General features: G+C 70.2%; 16 protein-coding genes. 10 read left to right on the forward strand and 6 right to left on the reverse strand.

All coding sequences use genetic code 11. The features are described from left to right. The first annotated feature begins 162 nt into the window (after positions 1 to 162). From gspI to CHU93_RS16565, 10 genes are all read left to right on the forward strand, one after another. Entirely contained in the window at positions 163 to 513 is a 351-nt protein-coding gene (gene gspI / locus CHU93_RS16520) for a type II secretion system minor pseudopilin GspI (protein ID WP_279354575.1), read from the forward strand. Continuing rightward, entirely contained in the window at positions 510 to 1,127 is a 618-nt protein-coding gene (gspJ, locus tag CHU93_RS16525) for a type II secretion system minor pseudopilin GspJ (protein WP_094475244.1), read from the forward strand. Before gspI ends, gspJ begins: the two co-directional genes overlap by 4 nt. Further along, a complete protein-coding gene (gene gspK / locus CHU93_RS16530) occupies positions 1,124 to 2,056 on the forward strand; it encodes a type II secretion system minor pseudopilin GspK (protein ID WP_094475245.1) in 933 nt (310 codons plus the stop codon). Before gspJ ends, gspK begins: the two co-directional genes overlap by 4 nt. Next, complete coding sequence (gspL, locus tag CHU93_RS16535; protein ID WP_094475246.1) at positions 2,053 to 3,072, forward strand: type II secretion system protein GspL; 1,020 nt, start codon at positions 2,053 to 2,055, stop codon at positions 3,070 to 3,072. The genes gspK and gspL overlap by 4 nt, the downstream gene beginning before the upstream one ends. Further along, entirely contained in the window at positions 3,069 to 3,536 is a 468-nt protein-coding gene (gene gspM / locus CHU93_RS16540; RefSeq protein ID WP_094475247.1) for a type II secretion system protein GspM, read from the forward strand. The genes gspL and gspM overlap by 4 nt, the downstream gene beginning before the upstream one ends. Beyond that, complete coding sequence (gene gspN / locus CHU93_RS16545; RefSeq protein ID WP_094475248.1) at positions 3,536 to 4,189, forward strand: type II secretion system protein N; 654 nt, start codon at positions 3,536 to 3,538, stop codon at positions 4,187 to 4,189. The genes gspM and gspN overlap by 1 nt, the downstream gene beginning before the upstream one ends. After that, positions 4,183 to 4,596: a hypothetical protein gene (locus CHU93_RS16550; RefSeq protein WP_094475249.1), complete on the forward strand. Its 414-nt coding sequence runs from the start codon at positions 4,183 to 4,185 to the stop codon at positions 4,594 to 4,596. Before gspN ends, CHU93_RS16550 begins: the two co-directional genes overlap by 7 nt. Next, positions 4,596 to 5,267: a PDZ domain-containing protein gene (locus CHU93_RS16555; protein WP_094475250.1), complete on the forward strand. Its 672-nt coding sequence runs from the start codon at positions 4,596 to 4,598 to the stop codon at positions 5,265 to 5,267. Before CHU93_RS16550 ends, CHU93_RS16555 begins: the two co-directional genes overlap by 1 nt. Positions 5,268 to 5,433: 166 nt before the next feature. After that, positions 5,434 to 6,966 (forward strand): hypothetical protein, encoded by a 1,533-nt coding sequence (locus CHU93_RS16560; protein ID WP_086117901.1) that lies wholly within the window; start codon positions 5,434 to 5,436, stop codon positions 6,964 to 6,966. A 77-nt stretch (positions 6,967 to 7,043) separates the two neighbouring features. Continuing rightward, on the forward strand, positions 7,044 to 9,722 hold the full coding sequence (locus CHU93_RS16565; protein ID WP_341476599.1) for a TonB-dependent receptor domain-containing protein: 2,679 nt from the start codon (positions 7,044 to 7,046) through the stop codon (positions 9,720 to 9,722). Between the two features lie 191 nt (positions 9,723 to 9,913). On the opposite strand, the gene CHU93_RS16570 is transcribed toward CHU93_RS16565, so the two are convergent. From CHU93_RS16570 to CHU93_RS16595, 6 genes are read right to left on the reverse strand one after another with little or no spacing between them, the layout of a single operon-like run. Beyond that, positions 9,914 to 10,528 (reverse strand): prolyl hydroxylase family protein, encoded by a 615-nt coding sequence (locus CHU93_RS16570; RefSeq protein ID WP_094475252.1) that lies wholly within the window; start codon positions 10,526 to 10,528, stop codon positions 9,914 to 9,916. Next, entirely contained in the window at positions 10,525 to 11,268 is a 744-nt protein-coding gene (locus CHU93_RS16575; protein WP_094475253.1) for a prepilin peptidase, read from the reverse strand. The genes CHU93_RS16570 and CHU93_RS16575 overlap by 4 nt, the downstream gene beginning before the upstream one ends. 39 nt (positions 11,269 to 11,307) lie before the next feature. Continuing rightward, positions 11,308 to 12,423, reverse strand: a complete 1,116-nt coding sequence (locus CHU93_RS16580; protein ID WP_094475254.1) for a zinc-binding dehydrogenase — start codon at positions 12,421 to 12,423, stop codon at positions 11,308 to 11,310. After that, entirely contained in the window at positions 12,420 to 13,103 is a 684-nt protein-coding gene (cuyB, locus tag CHU93_RS16585) for a cysteate racemase (RefSeq protein WP_094475255.1), read from the reverse strand. Before cuyB ends, CHU93_RS16580 begins: the two co-directional genes overlap by 4 nt. Beyond that, positions 13,103 to 14,104: a D-cysteate sulfo-lyase gene (cuyA, locus tag CHU93_RS16590; protein WP_094475256.1), complete on the reverse strand. Its 1,002-nt coding sequence runs from the start codon at positions 14,102 to 14,104 to the stop codon at positions 13,103 to 13,105. Before cuyA ends, cuyB begins: the two co-directional genes overlap by 1 nt. 18 nt (positions 14,105 to 14,122) lie before the next feature. Then, on the reverse strand, positions 14,123 to 17,212 hold the full coding sequence (locus CHU93_RS16595; RefSeq protein WP_094475257.1) for an autotransporter outer membrane beta-barrel domain-containing protein: 3,090 nt from the start codon (positions 17,210 to 17,212) through the stop codon (positions 14,123 to 14,125). Between the last annotated feature and the right edge of the window lie 9 nt (positions 17,213 to 17,221).

Below are 17,221 nucleotides of genomic sequence, written 5' to 3' on the forward strand. Positions count from 1 at the left end.
CGCCCGCACCACCCGCGCCCTCCTGCCGCCACAACTGCGCCCCCTCCGCCCTGCGGGCACCTCCCCCAAGGGGGGAGGATCATCAAACCCGTCCCCACCAGATCCTCCCCCCCTGGGGGAGGTGGCAGCCGCAGGCTGACGGAGGGGGCACGCCCGTGCCACCTGCACCCAAACGGCTTCTCCCTCATCGAAGTCATGGTCGCCCTTGCCATCTTCGGACTCGCCGCCGTCGCGCTGATCCGTCTGCAGGGCGTCAGCCTCGCCAGCGCCACCACCGTCTCCGAACGCGGCCTTGCCGCCATCGTCGCCCGCAACCAGGCGCTGGAGGCCTGGGCATCGCCCACCCCGCCCGCCCCGGCCCAGGGCCGCGAGCGCGCCGGCCCGCGCGACTGGGCCTGGGTGCGCCAGACCAGCCCCGGCCCCGATCCCGGCACCATCCGCATCGCCGTGCGCGTCGAAGGCGACAGCGGCCAGACCATCGCCAGCGACCAACTGCTGTGGAGCCCGCGATGAGGACCAGCCACAGCAATGCGCCGCAAGCACAACCCGTCTCAAACGGCTTCACCCTCATTGAACTGCTCGTCGGCCTCGCCATCTTCGGCCTGATGGCCAGCGCCGGCACCGCGCTGCTGGCCGGCAGTGTCGATGCCAGCGCCCAGGCGACCCGGCTCGCTGATGCCGCCGGCGCGCTCGCCCGCACCCACAGCCTGCTCACCGCCGATGCCGCCCAGGCCGCGCCCCGGCCCTGGCGCGACGAACAGGGGCAGCCGCACCCCGCCTTCAGCGCCAATGATTGCGCGCTGTTCACACTGGTGCGGCGCGGCTGGGCCAATCCGGCGCAGTCCCCGCGCGCCTCGCTGCAGCGTGTCAGCTGGGCCGTGGAAAACGGCGCCCTCGTCCGCCGCGCCGCGCCAATGCTCGATGGCACAGCGCCCGGCGACGCTGCCATCCTGCTGAACGGTGTGACCAACGCGACCATCCGCATCCACGATGGCACCGGCTGGCAATCCGGCTGGGCGCGCCCGGAACCCTCCGCCCTGCCGCGCGCCATCGAAATCACCGCCAGCGGTCCGGCGATCGGCCAGATCCGCTTCCTGCTGCCGGTCGGGCCGGGCGGGGCGCGATGAAACAAGATGAAAAGGGCGCCGCCCTCATCAACGTCCTCGTGCTGGTCGGGATCATGGCCGCGCTGTCGACCAGCCTGTTCGACCGGCTGCGCCTCGCCCGCCATCTCGATGCCAGCCGCGCCGCCATCGATGCCGCGCGCAGCGCCGCGCTGGCGGCGGAGCCGATGATCGCCGCCCGCCTGCCCCTCCCCCGCCTGCCCGCCGGCCCGTTCCGGCTCGACACGCCGGCCGGCAGCGCACGGGTGCAGCTGGCACCCGGCGGCAATTGCCTCAACCTCAACAGCACCGCCAGCGGTCCGCCCGGCCGCACCGCCACACGGCCGCTGGGTGTCGAACAATTGGCCCGCCTGCTCACCCTGCTCGAGGTTCCGGCCGATGAGGCCGCCCGCATCGCCAGCGCCACCGCCGACTGGATCGACATGGATCAACAGCCCGGCAACGGCGGCGCCGAGGATGCCGCCTATGCCCGCGCCGCCACCCCCTATCGCACGGCCTCGACACTGCTGGCCGAGGTGAGCGAGTGGCGTGCCATCGCCGGGGTCACCCCCGAAATCCACGCCCGCGCCGCCCCCCATCTGTGCGCCCTGCCCGAAACCGAGCTGTCGCGGCTCAACATCAACAGCCTGACGCCCGGCGATGCCCCGGTGCTGGCCGCCATCGCCAATCTGCCCATCGCCACCGCCCGCGATGCCATCGCCGCCCGCCCGGCCACAGGCTGGACCAGCCCCGATCAGTTCTGGACCCAGCCGCTGCTGGCCGGCCGCCAACTGCCCGCCGATGTGCTGCGCCAGATCGACGTGAAAGACCGTTTTGTGCGCTTCTCGCTTGCAACCGCCACCCCCGGCCTGCCACTGGAGGCCAGCGGGCTGTTCGATGCCGGCACCAGGCCAGCCCGGCTGCTGGTGCGCCGCTGGGGGCCAGACACATGATCCTCCTCTTCCTTGCCCCGTCGCCGCACTGGCAGCGGCTCGACAATGGCCGGCTGATCGCCAGCGGTGATGGCCTGCCGCCGGCCGATGCCGCCGCGCCGCTGGTCGTTGCCGTGCCGGGCGAAGCGGTGGCGCTGCACTGGCTCGATCTGCCCGAACTCGCCCCGGCACAAGCTGCTGCCGCCGCCCGGCTGATGCTGGGCGAGGCGCTGGCCGAAGCCGATCCCCATATCGTCGTCGCCCCCGGCAGCGGGCCGCGCGCCGTCGCCGTCACCGCCCGCAGCGCCATGGCCGGCTGGCTGGCCGAGCTGGCCGGTACCGGCCTGTCGCCCGCCGCCCTGGTGCCCGAACCGCTGCTGCTGCCCGCGCCCGCCGCCGGATTTGCCGTGCGGCAGGCGGGCGGCCGGGTGGTCGCACGCAGTGCCAGCATGGGCTTTGCCGTCGAAGCCGATCTGGCCGCCATGCTGATCGGCGATGCGGGCACCAGCCCGGCCAGCTTCACCCTGCCCGACCCGCTGCCGCTCAATCTTCTGGCCGGCGATTATGCCCCCATCTCGCGCTGGCAGCCGCCGCCCGGCCTTGCCCGCCGTCTCGGCCTGCTCGCCGCCGCGCTGGCCGGTCTGTGGCTGGCCGGCGATGTCGCCGCGCTGGTGCAGGCCAAACGCGCCGCCAGCGCCGCCACGGCCGACGCGCAGGCCATCGCCACCAGCCTGGTGCCGGCCGGCAGCGATGATCCGGTGGCGGCGCTCACTGCCCTTGCCCGCCAGCGCGGTGCCGATGGCGGGCTTGGCGCCATCGCCGGTCCGGTGGTGGATGCCATCGCCGCCCGCCCAGGCGCGGCGCTGGCGTCCTTGCGCTACACGCCATCAGCCGGCCTCGTCGCCGGCGTGGCCGGCGGCGCCGGGGAAGCGCAGGCCCTGGCGCAGGCCCTGACCAGCGCCGGCCTGGCCGCCAGCGCCGGCGCCACCCGCGCCACCGCCGATGGCAGCGACACGCCGGTGACGGTGACGCGATGATGGCCGCCCTCTCCCCCTGGTGGAGCCAGCGCTCGCGCCGCGAACAATGGCTGCTCGCCCTCACCGCCGCTCTGCTGGCCGCGCTGCTGTTCTGGCTCGCCCTGCTGCGCCCGCTTGCCCTGGCCCGCGAAGCCGCGCTGGCGGAGGCGCGCAGCGCGCAGCAACAGCTGGCCCATGCCCGCATGCTGGCCGCCGCCATCCAGGCCCGCCCCGCTCCGCCCGCCGGGCCGGTGCTTGATCTGATCGGCCGCCGCCTGGCCGAAGCCGGCCTCACGCCGGCCCGGCTGGAGGCGCAGGGGCCGGGCCAGGCCATCGTCGAAATCGCCGCCATCAACGGCCGCCTCGCCATCGGCTGGGCCGCCGCGCTGGAACAACGCGACGGGCTAGTGGTGGAAGAGCTTGAGGCCAGCCGCAACAGCGACCAGTCGGTGCGCCTGCGGCTCAACGTGCGCAAGGCCAGCTGATGCGCGTCATGCCGCTTCTCGCCGGGCTTGCCATCGGCCTTGTCGCTTTCCTGCCGGCCCGCCTCGCCCTGCCGGCGCCGCCGCTCGCCGCCAGCGCCGTTGCCGGCAGCCTGTGGCGCGCCGAACTGGTTGATGCCCAGGCCGGCGCGGTGACGCTGGGCAATCTTGGCCTTTCGGCCCAGCCGCTGGCCCTGTTGAAAGGCCGGCTGCAATGGGCGGTCGCCGGCAGCCTGTCGGGCCAGGTCTGGCGCAGCGCCGGGGCGCAAGGGGCCGATGGCCTGTCCGGCCGGATCAGCGGGGCCGCCCTGCCCGGCCTGCCCATCCGCAGCATCGATCTGGCCGGGCTCAGCCTGGCGCTGGATGGCGCTGGCCGCTGCCAATCCGCCAGCGGCCAGGTCACGGCCGCCCTTGCCACCCCGGTGGCCGGCCAGGCCACAATGTCGGGCAGCCCCGCCTGCGCTGGCGAGGCGCTCAATCTGCCGCTGGCCAGTGCCGATGGCCGGCTGCGGCTCGACATCGCCATCCGCCCTGGTCGCTGGCAGGTGGTGGCCCGCATCAACGGCGCCGCGCCGGCCGAACTGCTGGCGCTCACCGCCGCCGGGTTCCGCGCCGATGGCGGCAGCCTCACCCGCATGCAGGAGGGATCATGGTGATCGCCGCGCTCATCGCCCTGCAGGTCGCCGCCGCCGCGCCGGCTGCCGGCCCGCTCACCGAACTGCCGCCGCAACAGCTGGAGCCCGGCCGCTGCGCCCTGTTCCTGTGGGACAAGGCCAGCCGCCAGCGCATCGCCATGCTCAGCGCCAGCCCCACCGCATCGTTGCGCGCCCGCATCGATGGCCAGCTCATCGATCTGCCCCAGGCCAGTGCCAGCGGCAGCGCCGTGATGGGCTTTGCCCCCAACGCCCGCTACCGCTCGGCCGCGCGCCAATTGGATGTGGCGGTGACGATCCTGCCCACCGGCAGCGGCGGCGCCGTGGTGCGCGATGGCAGCCTGACCGTCACCGAAGCCGATGGCAGCGCGCTGGTCATCCCGGTGGCCGGCATCCTGGGCTGCCGCTGATGGTCACGGCCACCCCGCGGGAATGGGCGATGGCCGTTGGCGGCGGGCTGGCATTGTCGGTGGCCCTGGTGGCGATCCTGCGGCCATCCGCCGAAGCCCCGGCCGAACCGCCCATTGCTGCATTGCCGGCGCCGGTGTCCGCGCCACTGCCGCCACCCGCGCCGGCCACAGCGCCCGGCGATCTCGCCCTCAGCGGCCTCAGAACCGGGCCCGATGGCGGCATGGCCATCATCACGGCGGGCGGGCGGCAATATCGCCTCACGCCGGGCCGCAGCCTGCCGGGCGGGCTGAAGCTGCTGCGCACCGAGCCCGGCCGCGCCATCCTGGCCGGCCCGGCCGGGGAACAGACGCTGGCCTTTCCCGATGCGCCAAGGGCCGCCCCCGGCCCCAGCCGGCCACCGGGCGACGACCCTACCCCGTGGCGGTTGGCCCTGTCACAAATCCGGTCCGGCAATCAGTTGGTTGGCTGGCAACTGGGCAGCCTGGCGGCCCTGCCCATGCTGGCCCGCGCCGGCCTGCAACCCGGTGACATCCTGCTCAGCGCCAACGGCCAGCAATTGCTGTCCGAGGAAAAGATTATCGAACTTCCTCAGGAACTTGCTGCCAATGGCCAGTTGATCCTGCGCTATCGCCGTGGCGGCCGCGAGGCCGAAGCGCGGGTCGCCCCCTGACAGCCATCGCTGTCACATTATCGCAACCAGATTGCCCAAAAACCGCAACGCGGCCGTAATCCGGCCGCCACGAATCGCGCCTAATGGCCTGCCCATGCGGGGGCGTATCCAAAGGCCGACGGGCGTTCCCTGCCGCTGTTTTTCCGGGCCGCAAGGAACCAATGCGATGAACACCCGCCTCCGCGCTCTGCTGCTGATCACGTCCGCCGTGGCGCTCGCCGCCTGCGATGGCGCCTCCAACATCGCCTCGCCGGGCGAAGGCACGCTGGTCACCCCGCCGCCGGCCCCGGCCCCGGCGCCCACCCCCACGCCGACGCCCACCCCCACCGGCCCGGCCGACAGCTGCCCCACCGGCACGACCAACGTGGGCGTGATCAACAATCTCAGGAACTGCCAGATTTCCGGCACCATCACTGGCGGCCTCACCCTCGCCAACCTGCGCGGTGTCGTCTATTCGCTGTCGGGCCGCGTCAATGTGGGCATCGATCTGGGCGCTGATCCGGCTGCCCCGGCCGCCGGTGGCCAGCAGGGCATCCTCACCATCGAACCCGGCGTGGTGATCTTCGGCTCCTCGGGCGCCGATGCGCTGGTGGTCAACCGCGGCTCGCAGATCTTCGCCGAAGGCACCGCCACCCGCCCGATCGTCTTCACCAGCCGCTCCAACATGGAAGGCAATGTCAACGCGTCGTCGATCGGCCAGTGGGGCGGCATCGTCATCCTCGGCCGTGCACCGATCCACACCTGCGTTGGCGCCGGCGCCACGCCGGGCACGGTCAGCTGCCAATCGGCGGTCGAAGGCCTCACCGGCGCCTTCTATGGCGGCGGCAGCCCAACCGACAATTCGGGCCGCCTCGCCTACATCCAGGTGCGCTATCCGGGCTTTGAAGTCAGCTCCGGCAACGAATTGAACGGCATCACCTTTGGCGGCGTCGGCTCCGGCACCTTCGCCAGCTTCATCCAGGTCCACAACAGCTCGGATGATGGCATCGAATGGTTCGGCGGCCGCGTGAACCACAAGAATATCGTCATCACCGGCGCCGACGATGACAGCATCGACACCGATCTGGGCTACAAGGGCCTGATCCAATATGCCCTGGTGGTGCAGCGAACCGACGGCGGTGACCGCGTGATCGAAGCCGATACCGCCGGCGGCGAAGCCCGCACCCCGCGCTCCAACCCGCGCATCGCCAACTTCACCTTCATCGGCCGCCGCACCCCCGACACGGTGCTGCTGCGCGGCGGCACCGATTATGGTCTGGTCAACGGCATCATCCAGAACAGCACCGCCACCGGCCTGTGCCTCGATATCGATGGCGCCCAGACCGCGGCCGCGGCCGATGCCGCCGCCGACGAGGCCGGCGCGCCGGTGATCCGTTCGGTGATCTTCGGCTGCTCGGGCGCTGCCCGCGACGAAAGCGATGTGCCGCTGGCCACCATCACCCCGATCATCACCGGCAACAACAATCTGCTGCCGCCGGTGACGCTCACCCTCACCAGCCTGTTCCTGCCCGGCACGTTCGAAACCGGCGCCACCGCCACCAATCCGCGCACCGCGCTGACCGGCACCGGCACCTTCTTCGACGAAACCACCTTCGTCGGCGCGTTCCGCAACGCCACCGACACCTGGTACACCGGCTGGACCTGCGGCGTGGGCGCTGGCGCCACCGCCTGCGAAGCCGCGCCGTCGCCGATCCGCTGATCCCCCAACCAAGGCCCGGCTGCCAGTCCGGCGGCCGGGCCTTTGCCCATCATTGCCGGGGTTTTGCCATGACGACCATGATCCGCCTGCTCCTGTCCACCACCATGCTGGCCGGCCTTGCCGCGCCGGCGTTGGCGCAGGCCGCGCCGCCCGCCCCAGCGGCGACCCCCGCCGCCGAACCGCCGGCCGAGGAGGAGGTTGACGTGTCGGCCCCCGGCGGCGGCAATGATGAAATCGTCGTCGTCGGCACCCGCATCCCCAACACCATCCGCGCCAGCCGCGAAGTGGTCTCCGTGCTGTCCGCCGCCGACATCGCCCGCACCGGCGAAGGCGACATTGCCGGTGCCCTCAAGCGCGTCACCGGCCTGTCCGTCGTGGGCGGCCGCTTCGTCTATGTCCGCGGCCTTGGCGAACGCTATTCGCTGGCGCTGCTGAACGGCTTGCCGATCCCCTCGCCCGATCCGCTGCGCCGCGTCGTGCCGCTGGATCTCTTCCCCACCTCGGTCCTCGCCTCCAGCGTGGTGCAGAAAAGCTATTCGGTGAACTTCCCCGGCGAATTCGGCGGCGGCGTCATCAACCTCACCACCCGCGCCGTGCCCAAGGATCCCTTCTTCAACGTGGGCGGCAGCATCGGCGCCAATTCGGCCACCACCGGCCAGCTGGGCTATGTCTATGCCGGCGGCACCAAGGATTGGACCGGCTTTGACGATGGCACCCGCAACCTGCCGCAGGGCCTGCGCGCCAGCCAGGACAGTGGCCGCGCGCTCGCCGTGGGTGGCAATTTCAACCTGCGCCAGCTGCAGGACATCACCGCCGATCTGGCCAACGCCGCCACCAACGTGATCTTCCGCAACGAGAATATCCCGGTGAACTGGAGCGTGAACATGTCGGGCGGCCGCGCCTTTGACGTGGGCGATGCGCGCCTGGGCTTCGTGTTTGCCGCCGGCTTCTCCAACGATTGGCAGACCAAGGCCGGCAAGCAGCAATTGTCGGGTGGCGCCACCGGCACCGGCGCCAATGCCGCGCTGCTGGCCGATCAGGATTTCAACTTCGCCGCCACCGAATTCCGCAGCGTGCTGAACGGGCTGTTCTCGGTCGGGGCCGAGTTCGGCGATCACAAGCTGCGCTTCGTCAATGTCTATGTGAACGACACCATCAAGGAAGCCCGCATCCAGTCCGGCTTTGACGACATCAATGTCGGCCGCGACGTGCTGCTGCAAAGGAACGCCACCGCGCAGTTCCGCCGCCAGCTGATCGACACGCAGCTGGTCGGCGAATTCAAGTGGGACAATCTCACCCTCGATGTGCGCGGCACCTATGCCAACTCCAAGCGCCTCGCCCCCTACGAGCGCTTCAACAACTATGCCTTCTCGGCCCAGTTCAATGATTTCGTCAATGATCTGCGCTCGCCGGGCCAATCCAGCCTGGTGTCGTTCAGCCGCCTGAACGAGGATGTGTACGGCGCCGGGCTCGATCTCGGCTACAAGATCCGCGGCGGCCCCTTCCCGATCCGCCTCGCCGCCGGCTATGCCTTTTCGAAGGCGGAGCGCCTGTCGGAACGCTTCGACTATCGCTACCAGTCCAACGCCGCCCTGCCCGGTGCCGTCACGCAGCAGCGCCCGGATTTCCTGCTGTCGGATTTCAACGTCTACACCTACGGCATCATCCTCAACACCATCTCCACCGTCGCCCCGCGCTATGAGGCGGATCTGACGGTGAATGCCGGCTATGGCCAGGTGGAGCTGGAGCCGGCGGACGGCGTGCAGGTCGTGCTTGGCGTGCGCTATGAAAGCGGCAAGCAGCGCGTGGTCCCGCAGGATGTGTTCAACGCCAACCCCGGTTCGGCCTTCAACACGCCCACCAACATCAACCAGGATTATTGGCTGCCGGCCGCCACCCTCACCTGGAACTTCGCCGAAGACATGCAGTTCCGCTTCTCGGCGTCGAAAACCGTGGCCCGCCCGCAGTTCCGCGAACTGGCGCCGCAGCCCTATTTCGACACCGACAGCGACCGCCTGAGCTTTGGCAACCAGTTCCTTGAAAATTCGGAGCTGATCAACATCGAAGGCCGTTACGAATGGTATTTCGGCCGGGATGAGCGGCTGGCCGTCGGCGCCTTCTACAAGGATATCGACAAGCCGATCGATGCCATCGCCTTCGTGCAGGGCGGCACCTTCCAGAACACCTTTGCCAATGCCCCCAACGCCCGGCTCTATGGCGCCGAAATCGAAGCGCAGAAATATTTCGACCTGTCGTCGTGGGGCGGCCTGTTCGAAACCCGCCGCTTCTTCGTCTCGGCCAACTATACCTACACCGACAGCCAGATCCGCGTGAAGGCCGGGGACACCACCCGATTCCCGCTGTCCGGCCAGGTGGTGCCGGCGACCGACATCTTCCGCACCGGCTCGCTGCCTTTGACCGGCCAGTCCGACCATGTCGCCAACCTGCAGTTCGGCTTCCAGGATGATGCCGGCCTGTCGGAACAGACCATCCTGTTCAACTATGCCAGCAACCGCGTCGCCTTCCGCGGCCCGTCGGGCCAGCCCGATCTGGTCGAAAAGCCGGGCATCCGCCTCGATGTGGTGATCCGCCAGGGCTTCAAGATCTTCGGCAAGGAAATCGAAGCCAAGCTGGAAGGCCGCAACCTCACCAACACCCGCTACCAGGAATTCCAGCGCCTGAACGCCAGCCGGGTCGACACCAACACCTATGTGCTGGGCCGCAGCTTCCAGGCCAGCCTCAGCGCCAAATTCTGACCCTTTTCATCATCCCCTGAACTGCCGCCGGTGAGCCCCCTCACCGGCGGCCTTTTCTTCCCAGCGCGACATGAACCATCCTCCCCCTCTGGGGGAGGTGGCGCCGCAGGCGACGGAGGGGGCGCCCACTTGAAGCCAAGGCCCCCTCCGCCCTGCGGGCACCTCCCCCAAAGGGGGAGGATCAAGGCCCCTCACCAAACCGGCGGACGCGCCCTTGGCCCGTCGCGGAACCAGGCGGTGATGACATATTTCGTGCCCGCCCTGACCGGCATGCCGGCGTGCAGCGTGTTGGCGTTCACCCCGCCATCGGCGGTGCGGTTGTGCCAGGCGACCAGCTTGCCGGTTTCGGGCTGGATCAGCTTGTTCAGATGCACGAAGCGCGTCGCCCCGCCGGCCCTCGGCTCGTTCAGATAGACCATCATGGTCCAGCTGCGCTGGCCGCCATCTTCGGTGTGCGGGAAATAATCGAGGCCGGTCGGCTCGAAATAATCGGTGTGGGCCTTGAACTGCTGGCCGGGGGCATAGCGCTGGCCCTGCAACAGCTCAGCATGGGCGATGGGCAGGCCGGCATAATCGGCGAGCCGGGCATAGACGTCGCGCACCAGCGGGTCATCGCCGGGCAGATCGGCGGTCTCGCTGGTGCGGAAATCGGCATCGGCGCCATAGGCATCGGTGATGGTGGACGGCCGGCGCAGGCCATCGATCAGGGCGATCAGGCCGCTGCACTCGTCCGCGCTCAGGAATTTCTTGCGGATGAACATCTCGACGCGGCTGTCGGGCACGCGCTGGGCACCGGAAAATCTCATCGCAGCAGCTCCCACCAGCCTCGACCGATCATTAGCAATATCAGCGTCATGCCGGCAAGCAACGCTCCGAACGGCAGCGCCGTGGTGCCGCTCACGGCCCGCCCGCGCGCCGCGTCCAGCAGCGCCAGGCCCAGCCCCAGCAGCGCCGCGCCGGTGAGGATGATCGGCAGCGGCAACACGCCCACCAACCCGCCGATGCCGGCCATCAGCTTGGGATCGCCGCCGCCCATGCCCTCGCGCCCGGTGCGCAGCCGCCAACCCAGCCGCAGCGCCGCCAGCACGGCAAAGCCCAACAGCGCCGCGAACAGGCGATCCCACAGGCTCGCAAAGCCCAGCCACTGGCCCAGCACCAGCCCGGCCGGAATCAGCGGCAGCGTCAGCCGGTCAGGCAGCCAATGATGCTCGGCATCCAGCACGATCAGCGCCAGCAGCCACCAGCCCAGCACCGCCGCCGCCAACCCGGCCAGCAACGGCCAGCGCGCCAGCATCACCGCACCCACCACGGCGCCGGCCAGTTCGATGGCCAGATGCCGCCGGTGAATGGCCATGCCACAATGGCGGCACCGCCCGCGCAGCCACAGGAAACTCAGAACCGGCACCAGTTCGGCCACGCCCAGCTGCACCCCGCAGCCATCACAGCGCGACCGCCCGGTGATCGCCTCCCCCCGTGGCCAGCGGGCGGTGAGCACGGCCAGAAAACTGCCGATGACGAGGCCCAAGATGGCCCCAAGCGCCACCATCTCAATCCTCCCCCTCTGGGGGAGGATGTTGGCCTCCCCTCACGGGATCAGGATCTGCCGCACCGCCTGGCCGCCGGCCAGCGCGTCCAGCGCGCTGTTGATCTCGGCCAGCGGCATCACGCCGGTCAGCAGCCGTTCCACCGGCAGCCGGCCGGCCCGCCACAGCGCGATATAACGCGGAATGTCGCGCGCCGGCACCGCCGATCCCATGTAACTGCCGATCACCGTCTTGGCTTCCGCCACCAGGCTCACCGCCGGGATGGTGAACGGGTCAGCCGGGTTGGGCAGGCCGACGGTGACGATGCGGCCGCCGCGCGCTGCCGTGCGATAGGCTTGCGCCAACACACTGCCCCTGCCCACGCTTTCGATGGCCACACGCGGGCTGCCATATTGGGCAAAGGCCGCCGCCGCGTCTTCGGGGGCAACGGCGGCGCGCGCGCCCAGCTCCAGCGCCAGTGCCCGCTTTTCCGCCACCGGATCAATGGCAATCAACGGCTCCGCCCCGGCCGCGACCGCGCCCAGCAGGGCGGCCAGCCCCACGCCGCCCAGGCCCCAGATCGCCACGCTCTCGCCGGGCCGCACCACGGCCGAATTGAACACCGCGCCCACCCCGGTCAGCACCGCGCAGCCGAACAGCGCGGCAATCTCGGCCGGAATATCATCATCGATCACCACGCAGCTGCGTTCATCGATCACGGCATGGCTGGCAAAGGCCGACAGCCCCAGATGATGGTGCACCGGATGGCCGCAATCGCTGAGCCGGAAACCGCCGCCCAGCAATTCGCCCTTGCCATTGGCCGCCGCGCCATTGCTGCACAGCCAAGGTTCGCCGGCATGGCAGGCACCGCAATGGCCACAGGCCGGCAGAAACGCCATCACAACCCGCGCGCCGGGCTGCAACCGTGCGCCCGGCCCGGCGGCGATCACCCGCGCCACCGCCTCATGCCCCAGCGCCATCGGCATCGGCCGCGGCCGGTCGGCGTTCACCACCGACAAATCGCTGTGACACAGGCCAGCCGCCTCGATGGCCACCAGGAGCTCGCCCGGACCCGGTGGCGCCAGGTCCAGAATCTTCAGCGCCAGCGGCCGACTCCCGGCATAAGGCTGGGCAGCGCCCATCGCAGAAAGGACGGCGGCGGTGGTGGTGCTGATCATGGCGCCACCCTATCGGGCAAACGGGCCGCCGCCAATGTCGCGCGGGCCAGCGCGGCGGTGGAATTGATCAGCGGCAGCGGCACATCGCCGGCACGCAGCACCAGTGGCACCTCGGTGCAGGCGGCAATGATCACCTCGGCCCCGGCATCGCGCAGCCGCGCCGCCTCGCCGGCCAGCGCCAGCCGCACCGCAGCGCCGGTGTCCCCGGCCTTGATGGCATTGACCGCCGGCTGCACCACGGCCAGATCGCCGGCCAGCACCGGCACCGGGCTGGCCCTGCCATAAAGGTCCAGCGCCAGCGTCGCCCCCACGCCCAGCACGCCGATCGCCTGTGGGCAATACGCCATGGCCTCGGCGACGGCGGCATCGATCATCGAGATGAAGGGCGCAGCGGTGATGGCATCGGCCCAGCCATGGGCGGCGTTGCACGGCATCGCCAGCACCTCCGCCCCCTGCGCCACCAGCCCGTGCGCCATCGCCGCCAGCGCCGGACCGGGGGAGGCTGCGCCGTGCAGGGCCGCCGCGTTGCGATCAGGCACATGCGGGTTGGAATCGATCAGCACGCGCGGGTGATCGGTATCGCGCGCCGCCGCCACCCCGGCCACCAGCAGGCCCAGGAAATCGGCCGTGGCCGCCGGCCCCATGCCGCCGATCACGCCGATGGTGCGAAAGGATGGCATCAGTTGAAGGCGGGATCGCGCAACACGTCGGCAAAGGCGGCCAGGCTGGGCGAACCGCCGGTGTGCAGGAACAGCACCCGCTCGCCCGTGAACGCCCCGGCCCGCGCCAGCGCGATCAGACCGGCCATCGCCTTGCCGCTGTACACCGGGTCGAGCAAGATGCCCTCACTCCGCGCCACCAGCCGTACCGCCTCCACCATCTCGCGCGTGGGCAGCGAGTAACCGGGCCCCACCCAATCGGCGAGCGCCACGATGTCCGCCGCCTGCGGGCGCGGCGTGCCAAGCAGATCGGCCGTGGCCTCGGCCAGCTTCAGAACATTGGCTTCCTGCTCGGCGCGGGGCCGGCGCACATTGATGCCGGTCACCGGGATCCCGGCGTTCAACGCGACCAGCCCGGCGATCAGCCCGCTGTGGGTGCCGGCGCTGCCCGATGCTACCACGATCCGGTCAAACGCCACCCCGGCATCAAAGGCCTGGGCCATGATTTCCTGCGCGCAGGCCGCATAACCGAGCGCGCCCAGCGGGTTGGAGCCACCGCCGACGATCACATAGGGCTTGCGCCCAGCCGCCGTCACCGCCGCGGCCTCCTCGGCCAGTTCGGCGGCAAGATCGCTGCCGGCCTTGACCATGCGGATGCTCTCCGCGCCCATCAGGTCAAACAGCAGATTGTTGCCCAGCGCCACCGGGCTGTAGCTGCCGGGCACCCGCTCCTCGATCACCAGCCGGCAGGCGAGGCCCTCCTTGGCTGCCGCCGCCAGCGTCAGCCGGCAATGGTTGGATTGCGGCGCCCCCACGGTGATCAGCGTGTCGGCCCCTCCCGCCAGCGCATCGGCCACCAGGAATTCCAGCTTGCGGGTCTTGTTGCCGCCGCCGGCCAGGCCCAGAAGATCGTCGCGCTTGATCCACAGATCAGCGCCCAGCAGGGCCGAAAGCCGGGGCATCGCCTCCAGCGGGGTGAACCCAGGCGTGTAACGGCGGCGGGCAAAACGCGTGAGATTCATCGGCTCAACCTTCTGATATCACATGGCAAAGCGCAGAGAGGCCATCAGCGATTGCGAGGTGAACCCGCTCGCCTGCCGCCGGTCATAGCCCACCACCGCCACAAAGCCGCCGCCGGCATAGGCAAATTGCCCGCCCACCTGCAGCTCGCTCGGCCGGATCGCATCGGCGTTCAGCACGAAATCGGTGCCGCCGCCGGCAAAGCGCCCGGTCAGCCCCAGCGCCGACGCGCCCAACTGGCTGACATAGCCGCCGCGCAGGCCAATCCGCCAGGCGCCATCGCCCGACGGCACGACATAATCCGCCGTCACCGCCGCCGTGTTGGTGGTCAGCGTCTGGTTCGAACGGTCCATCGTCACCGCCGCGCCGCCAGCGCCGGTTTCGGTGAAGCCATTCTGCTGCAGCTTCAGGAAGGCAATGCTGTTCGTCGGCATGATCGCCAGCCGCCCGGTCTTGAAACTATATCCCAGCGTGCCGGTCGCGCCATAGCTGGTGCCCCGCCATGCCGCCGTGATCGCCCCCGTCTGCGTGCCAAAGCTGAATTCCCGGCGCGAGCTGTAATTGCTGAAGCCATAATTGCCGCTGGCCGCCACGAAGAACCCGCCAAAGCGCTTGGCCAGATACACATCAACCTGGTTGGTGGTGATCAGCAGCGGCTTGCCGGCCACCCCGCCATAGCGCACGTCAGACCAGCCGATATTGTAGGCAACGCCCACCGCATCCAGCCCGATCACCGGCAGATCAACGCCCAGCGCCAGGCCCAGCATGTTGCCGCTGAACCCCGGCGTGTTGGCACCATCCGATTGGCGGATGAAATTGCCATTTTCCTGCGCCCACAAGGTCAGGCCATTCAGATTGCCCAGCTCGTCACGGCTGCCGCCCAGCCGCAGCGCGGTCAGGCGCTGCGCCACCGCGCCCTGCCCGGCATCGGCCAGGCTGGCGGCCATGCGCAGCGGCGCGGCGCTGAACGTCGCCGGCGTCAGCACGCGATAGGCGGCCAGCAGTTCGGCCTGGCTGCCCAGATTGGCGATCGCCGGGCCAAAGCTGGCATCATTGGCCAGCGCCGCCAGCGACTGGTCGAAGAAGCTGGCCACACCGCTGGCCAGGCCCACCTGCGCCGCCGATTTGCGGTTCAGCGTCACCGTCACGGCATTGGCGCCCACCTGGGCGCTGCCCAGCGAGTAGAGGAACGGCACGCTGGCCGTGTCCACCAGATTGGCGCTGCTGGCCGCCGTGATGCCGCCCGCAGCGGTCAACAGGGTCAAGGTCTGGCTGTTGGCCACCCCCGAAACCGCCACCTTCAGCCTGGCCGTGTCGGCAAAGCTGGCCGCGCCCGTCACCACCAGCCCGGGTTGGCCGCCCCGCACGGCGATGGTCAGGCTGCTTGCCCCGCTCATCGTCAGGCTGGAAAGCGTCGGCGTGGTGCCGGCCGACAGATCAAGCCCGGTCGCCCCGGCAATCGACAGCGCCAGCGTGCCGCCGCTGGTCACCGGGCCGGTGATCACCGCCCCGCCCGACAATGCCAGGCTGTTGGCACCGCTGCCCAGCGCCAGCCGGCCGGTGATGCGCCCGCCCGTCAGGGTCACGGCGGTGGCGCCGTTGCCGCCCACGATGTCGCCGGTGATGCTGCCGCTGTTGCTGATCGCCACGGCGGCCGTGCTGGCGGAAAGATCGATGGCGCGCGCCGCCTGGCCGCTGGCCGCCGTCACCTGGATGGTGCCCGTGTTGCTGATGCTGGTCAGGCTGCCGCCCAGATCGACAATGCCAAAGCCGGCATTGTTGCCGCTGGCCTGCACGCCGATGCTGCCGCTGTTGACCACGCTGGCCAGGCTGCTGCCGGCCTGTGCCACGATCGCCGAAGCCACGCCGCCGCTGCCCGCCGGGGTGCTGCCCGATGCCGGGGTCAGCACGGTCGCCGCCGTGATGGTGCCGGCATTGCTGATGCGCGGCACGCTGGCCCCGGCGCGCACGTCGATGGCAATGGCGGTGCCATCCACCGCCCCCACCGAAAGATCGGCATTGGCCTGGTTGCTGATGCCGCCATCCAGCGTGACGCGGCCCGGCGCCAGCCCGGCGGCCCCCACAACGATGCCACTCTGCGCCGTGCCACGGGTGCGCCCCTGGGCCGAAAGCCGGCCACGGTTGATCAGGGCAAAGCCATCGCCATCGCTCCCCACCGCGCCCAGCGCCACATTGCCATCACCGGCCGGCGCGACCATGATCGTCGGGGTGCCGGCATAGGTGGTGATGCTGCCCACCACCAGCGTGTTGGTGGTGGTGCTGCCGCTGGCCGGCGGCGGCTGCACCACGCCCGTCGCATCCACGAAATAGCGATCGTTGACAAAGCCGCCGCTGATCGATGCGCCGATGCGCACGCCGGCCACGCCGGCCACGGCATCGATCAGCGAACCATTGGCGGCAAAGCCCTGATCAGCCCCCACCACAATGCCCGATCCGCTGGTCACCCGGCCGGTCACCGGGGCCAGGATGGCAAGGCCGGTGTTGCCAGCGCCCGTGGCGCCCAGCGTGCCATAGGTCTGGATATTGCCCACCACCGGCGCTGCCACCACGATGCCGCGGCTGCCGGTGCCGGCCACCGAAACGCCGCCCAGGGTGATGTTGCCCACCACCGGTGCCGCGATCAGCACGCCGGTGGCATTGTCGCCGGTCACGGCAAAGCGCGACAGGGTGCTGCCGCCGATCGTGCCGGTCAACGTGCCGGCCCCGGCCACCCACAGGCCGATGTTGCCGGTGCCGCCGGTGGCAGTGCCGGTGATCGAAACCGTGCCGTTGTTGGTGAAATTGCCGGCCGTTGTCGCATCGGTGTTGATGCGCACACCCACCACGCCGGTGGAGCCGCTGTTGCTGATGGTGCCGTTGTTGGTGATGCTGTTGGCGCTGTTGATGGTGGCGGCGGTGCCGTCGGCCACGGTCACGCTGATGCCGGTGTTCACCGTCACATCGGCCGGCTGGCCATTGCTGGCCGTGGCGGTGCTGATCGGCGTGGTCTGGTTGGCGCTGATCGTCACGCTTTGTGCCTGGGCGGCACCAGCGCCGGCCCCGCCGGCCAGCAGGACAAGACGGAACAGGGCAAGCGGCGAACGGGTCATGGCAGCATC

The organism is Sandarakinorhabdus cyanobacteriorum (assembly GCF_002251755.1).
GTDB lineage: Bacteria > Pseudomonadota > Alphaproteobacteria > Sphingomonadales > Sphingomonadaceae > Sandarakinorhabdus > Sandarakinorhabdus cyanobacteriorum.

Coding starts and splice junctions, on each gene's coding strand:
- cuyB (WP_094475255.1), bottom strand. CDS start 13,103: ATGCCATCCTTTCGCACCATCGGCGTGATCGGCGGCATGGGGCCGGCG.
- CHU93_RS16570 (WP_094475252.1), bottom strand. CDS start 10,528: ATGAGATTTTCCGGTGCCCAGCGCGTGCCCGACAGCCGCGTCGAGATG.
- CHU93_RS16560 (WP_086117901.1), top strand. CDS start 5,434: ATGAACACCCGCCTCCGCGCTCTGCTGCTGATCACGTCCGCCGTGGCG.
- CHU93_RS16575 (WP_094475253.1), bottom strand. CDS start 11,268: ATGGTGGCGCTTGGGGCCATCTTGGGCCTCGTCATCGGCAGTTTTCTG.
- CHU93_RS16550 (WP_094475249.1), top strand. CDS start 4,183: ATGGTGATCGCCGCGCTCATCGCCCTGCAGGTCGCCGCCGCCGCGCCG.
- cuyA (WP_094475256.1), bottom strand. CDS start 14,104: ATGAATCTCACGCGTTTTGCCCGCCGCCGTTACACGCCTGGGTTCACC.
- gspN (WP_094475248.1), top strand. CDS start 3,536: ATGCGCGTCATGCCGCTTCTCGCCGGGCTTGCCATCGGCCTTGTCGCT.
- gspM (WP_094475247.1), top strand. CDS start 3,069: ATGATGGCCGCCCTCTCCCCCTGGTGGAGCCAGCGCTCGCGCCGCGAA.
- CHU93_RS16555 (WP_094475250.1), top strand. CDS start 4,596: ATGGTCACGGCCACCCCGCGGGAATGGGCGATGGCCGTTGGCGGCGGG.
- gspJ (WP_094475244.1), top strand. CDS start 510: ATGAGGACCAGCCACAGCAATGCGCCGCAAGCACAACCCGTCTCAAAC.
- CHU93_RS16580 (WP_094475254.1), bottom strand. CDS start 12,423: ATGATCAGCACCACCACCGCCGCCGTCCTTTCTGCGATGGGCGCTGCC.
- CHU93_RS16565 (WP_341476599.1), top strand. CDS start 7,044: ATGATCCGCCTGCTCCTGTCCACCACCATGCTGGCCGGCCTTGCCGCG.
- gspL (WP_094475246.1), top strand. CDS start 2,053: ATGATCCTCCTCTTCCTTGCCCCGTCGCCGCACTGGCAGCGGCTCGAC.
- CHU93_RS16595 (WP_094475257.1), bottom strand. CDS start 17,212: ATGACCCGTTCGCCGCTTGCCCTGTTCCGTCTTGTCCTGCTGGCCGGC.
- gspK (WP_094475245.1), top strand. CDS start 1,124: ATGAAACAAGATGAAAAGGGCGCCGCCCTCATCAACGTCCTCGTGCTG.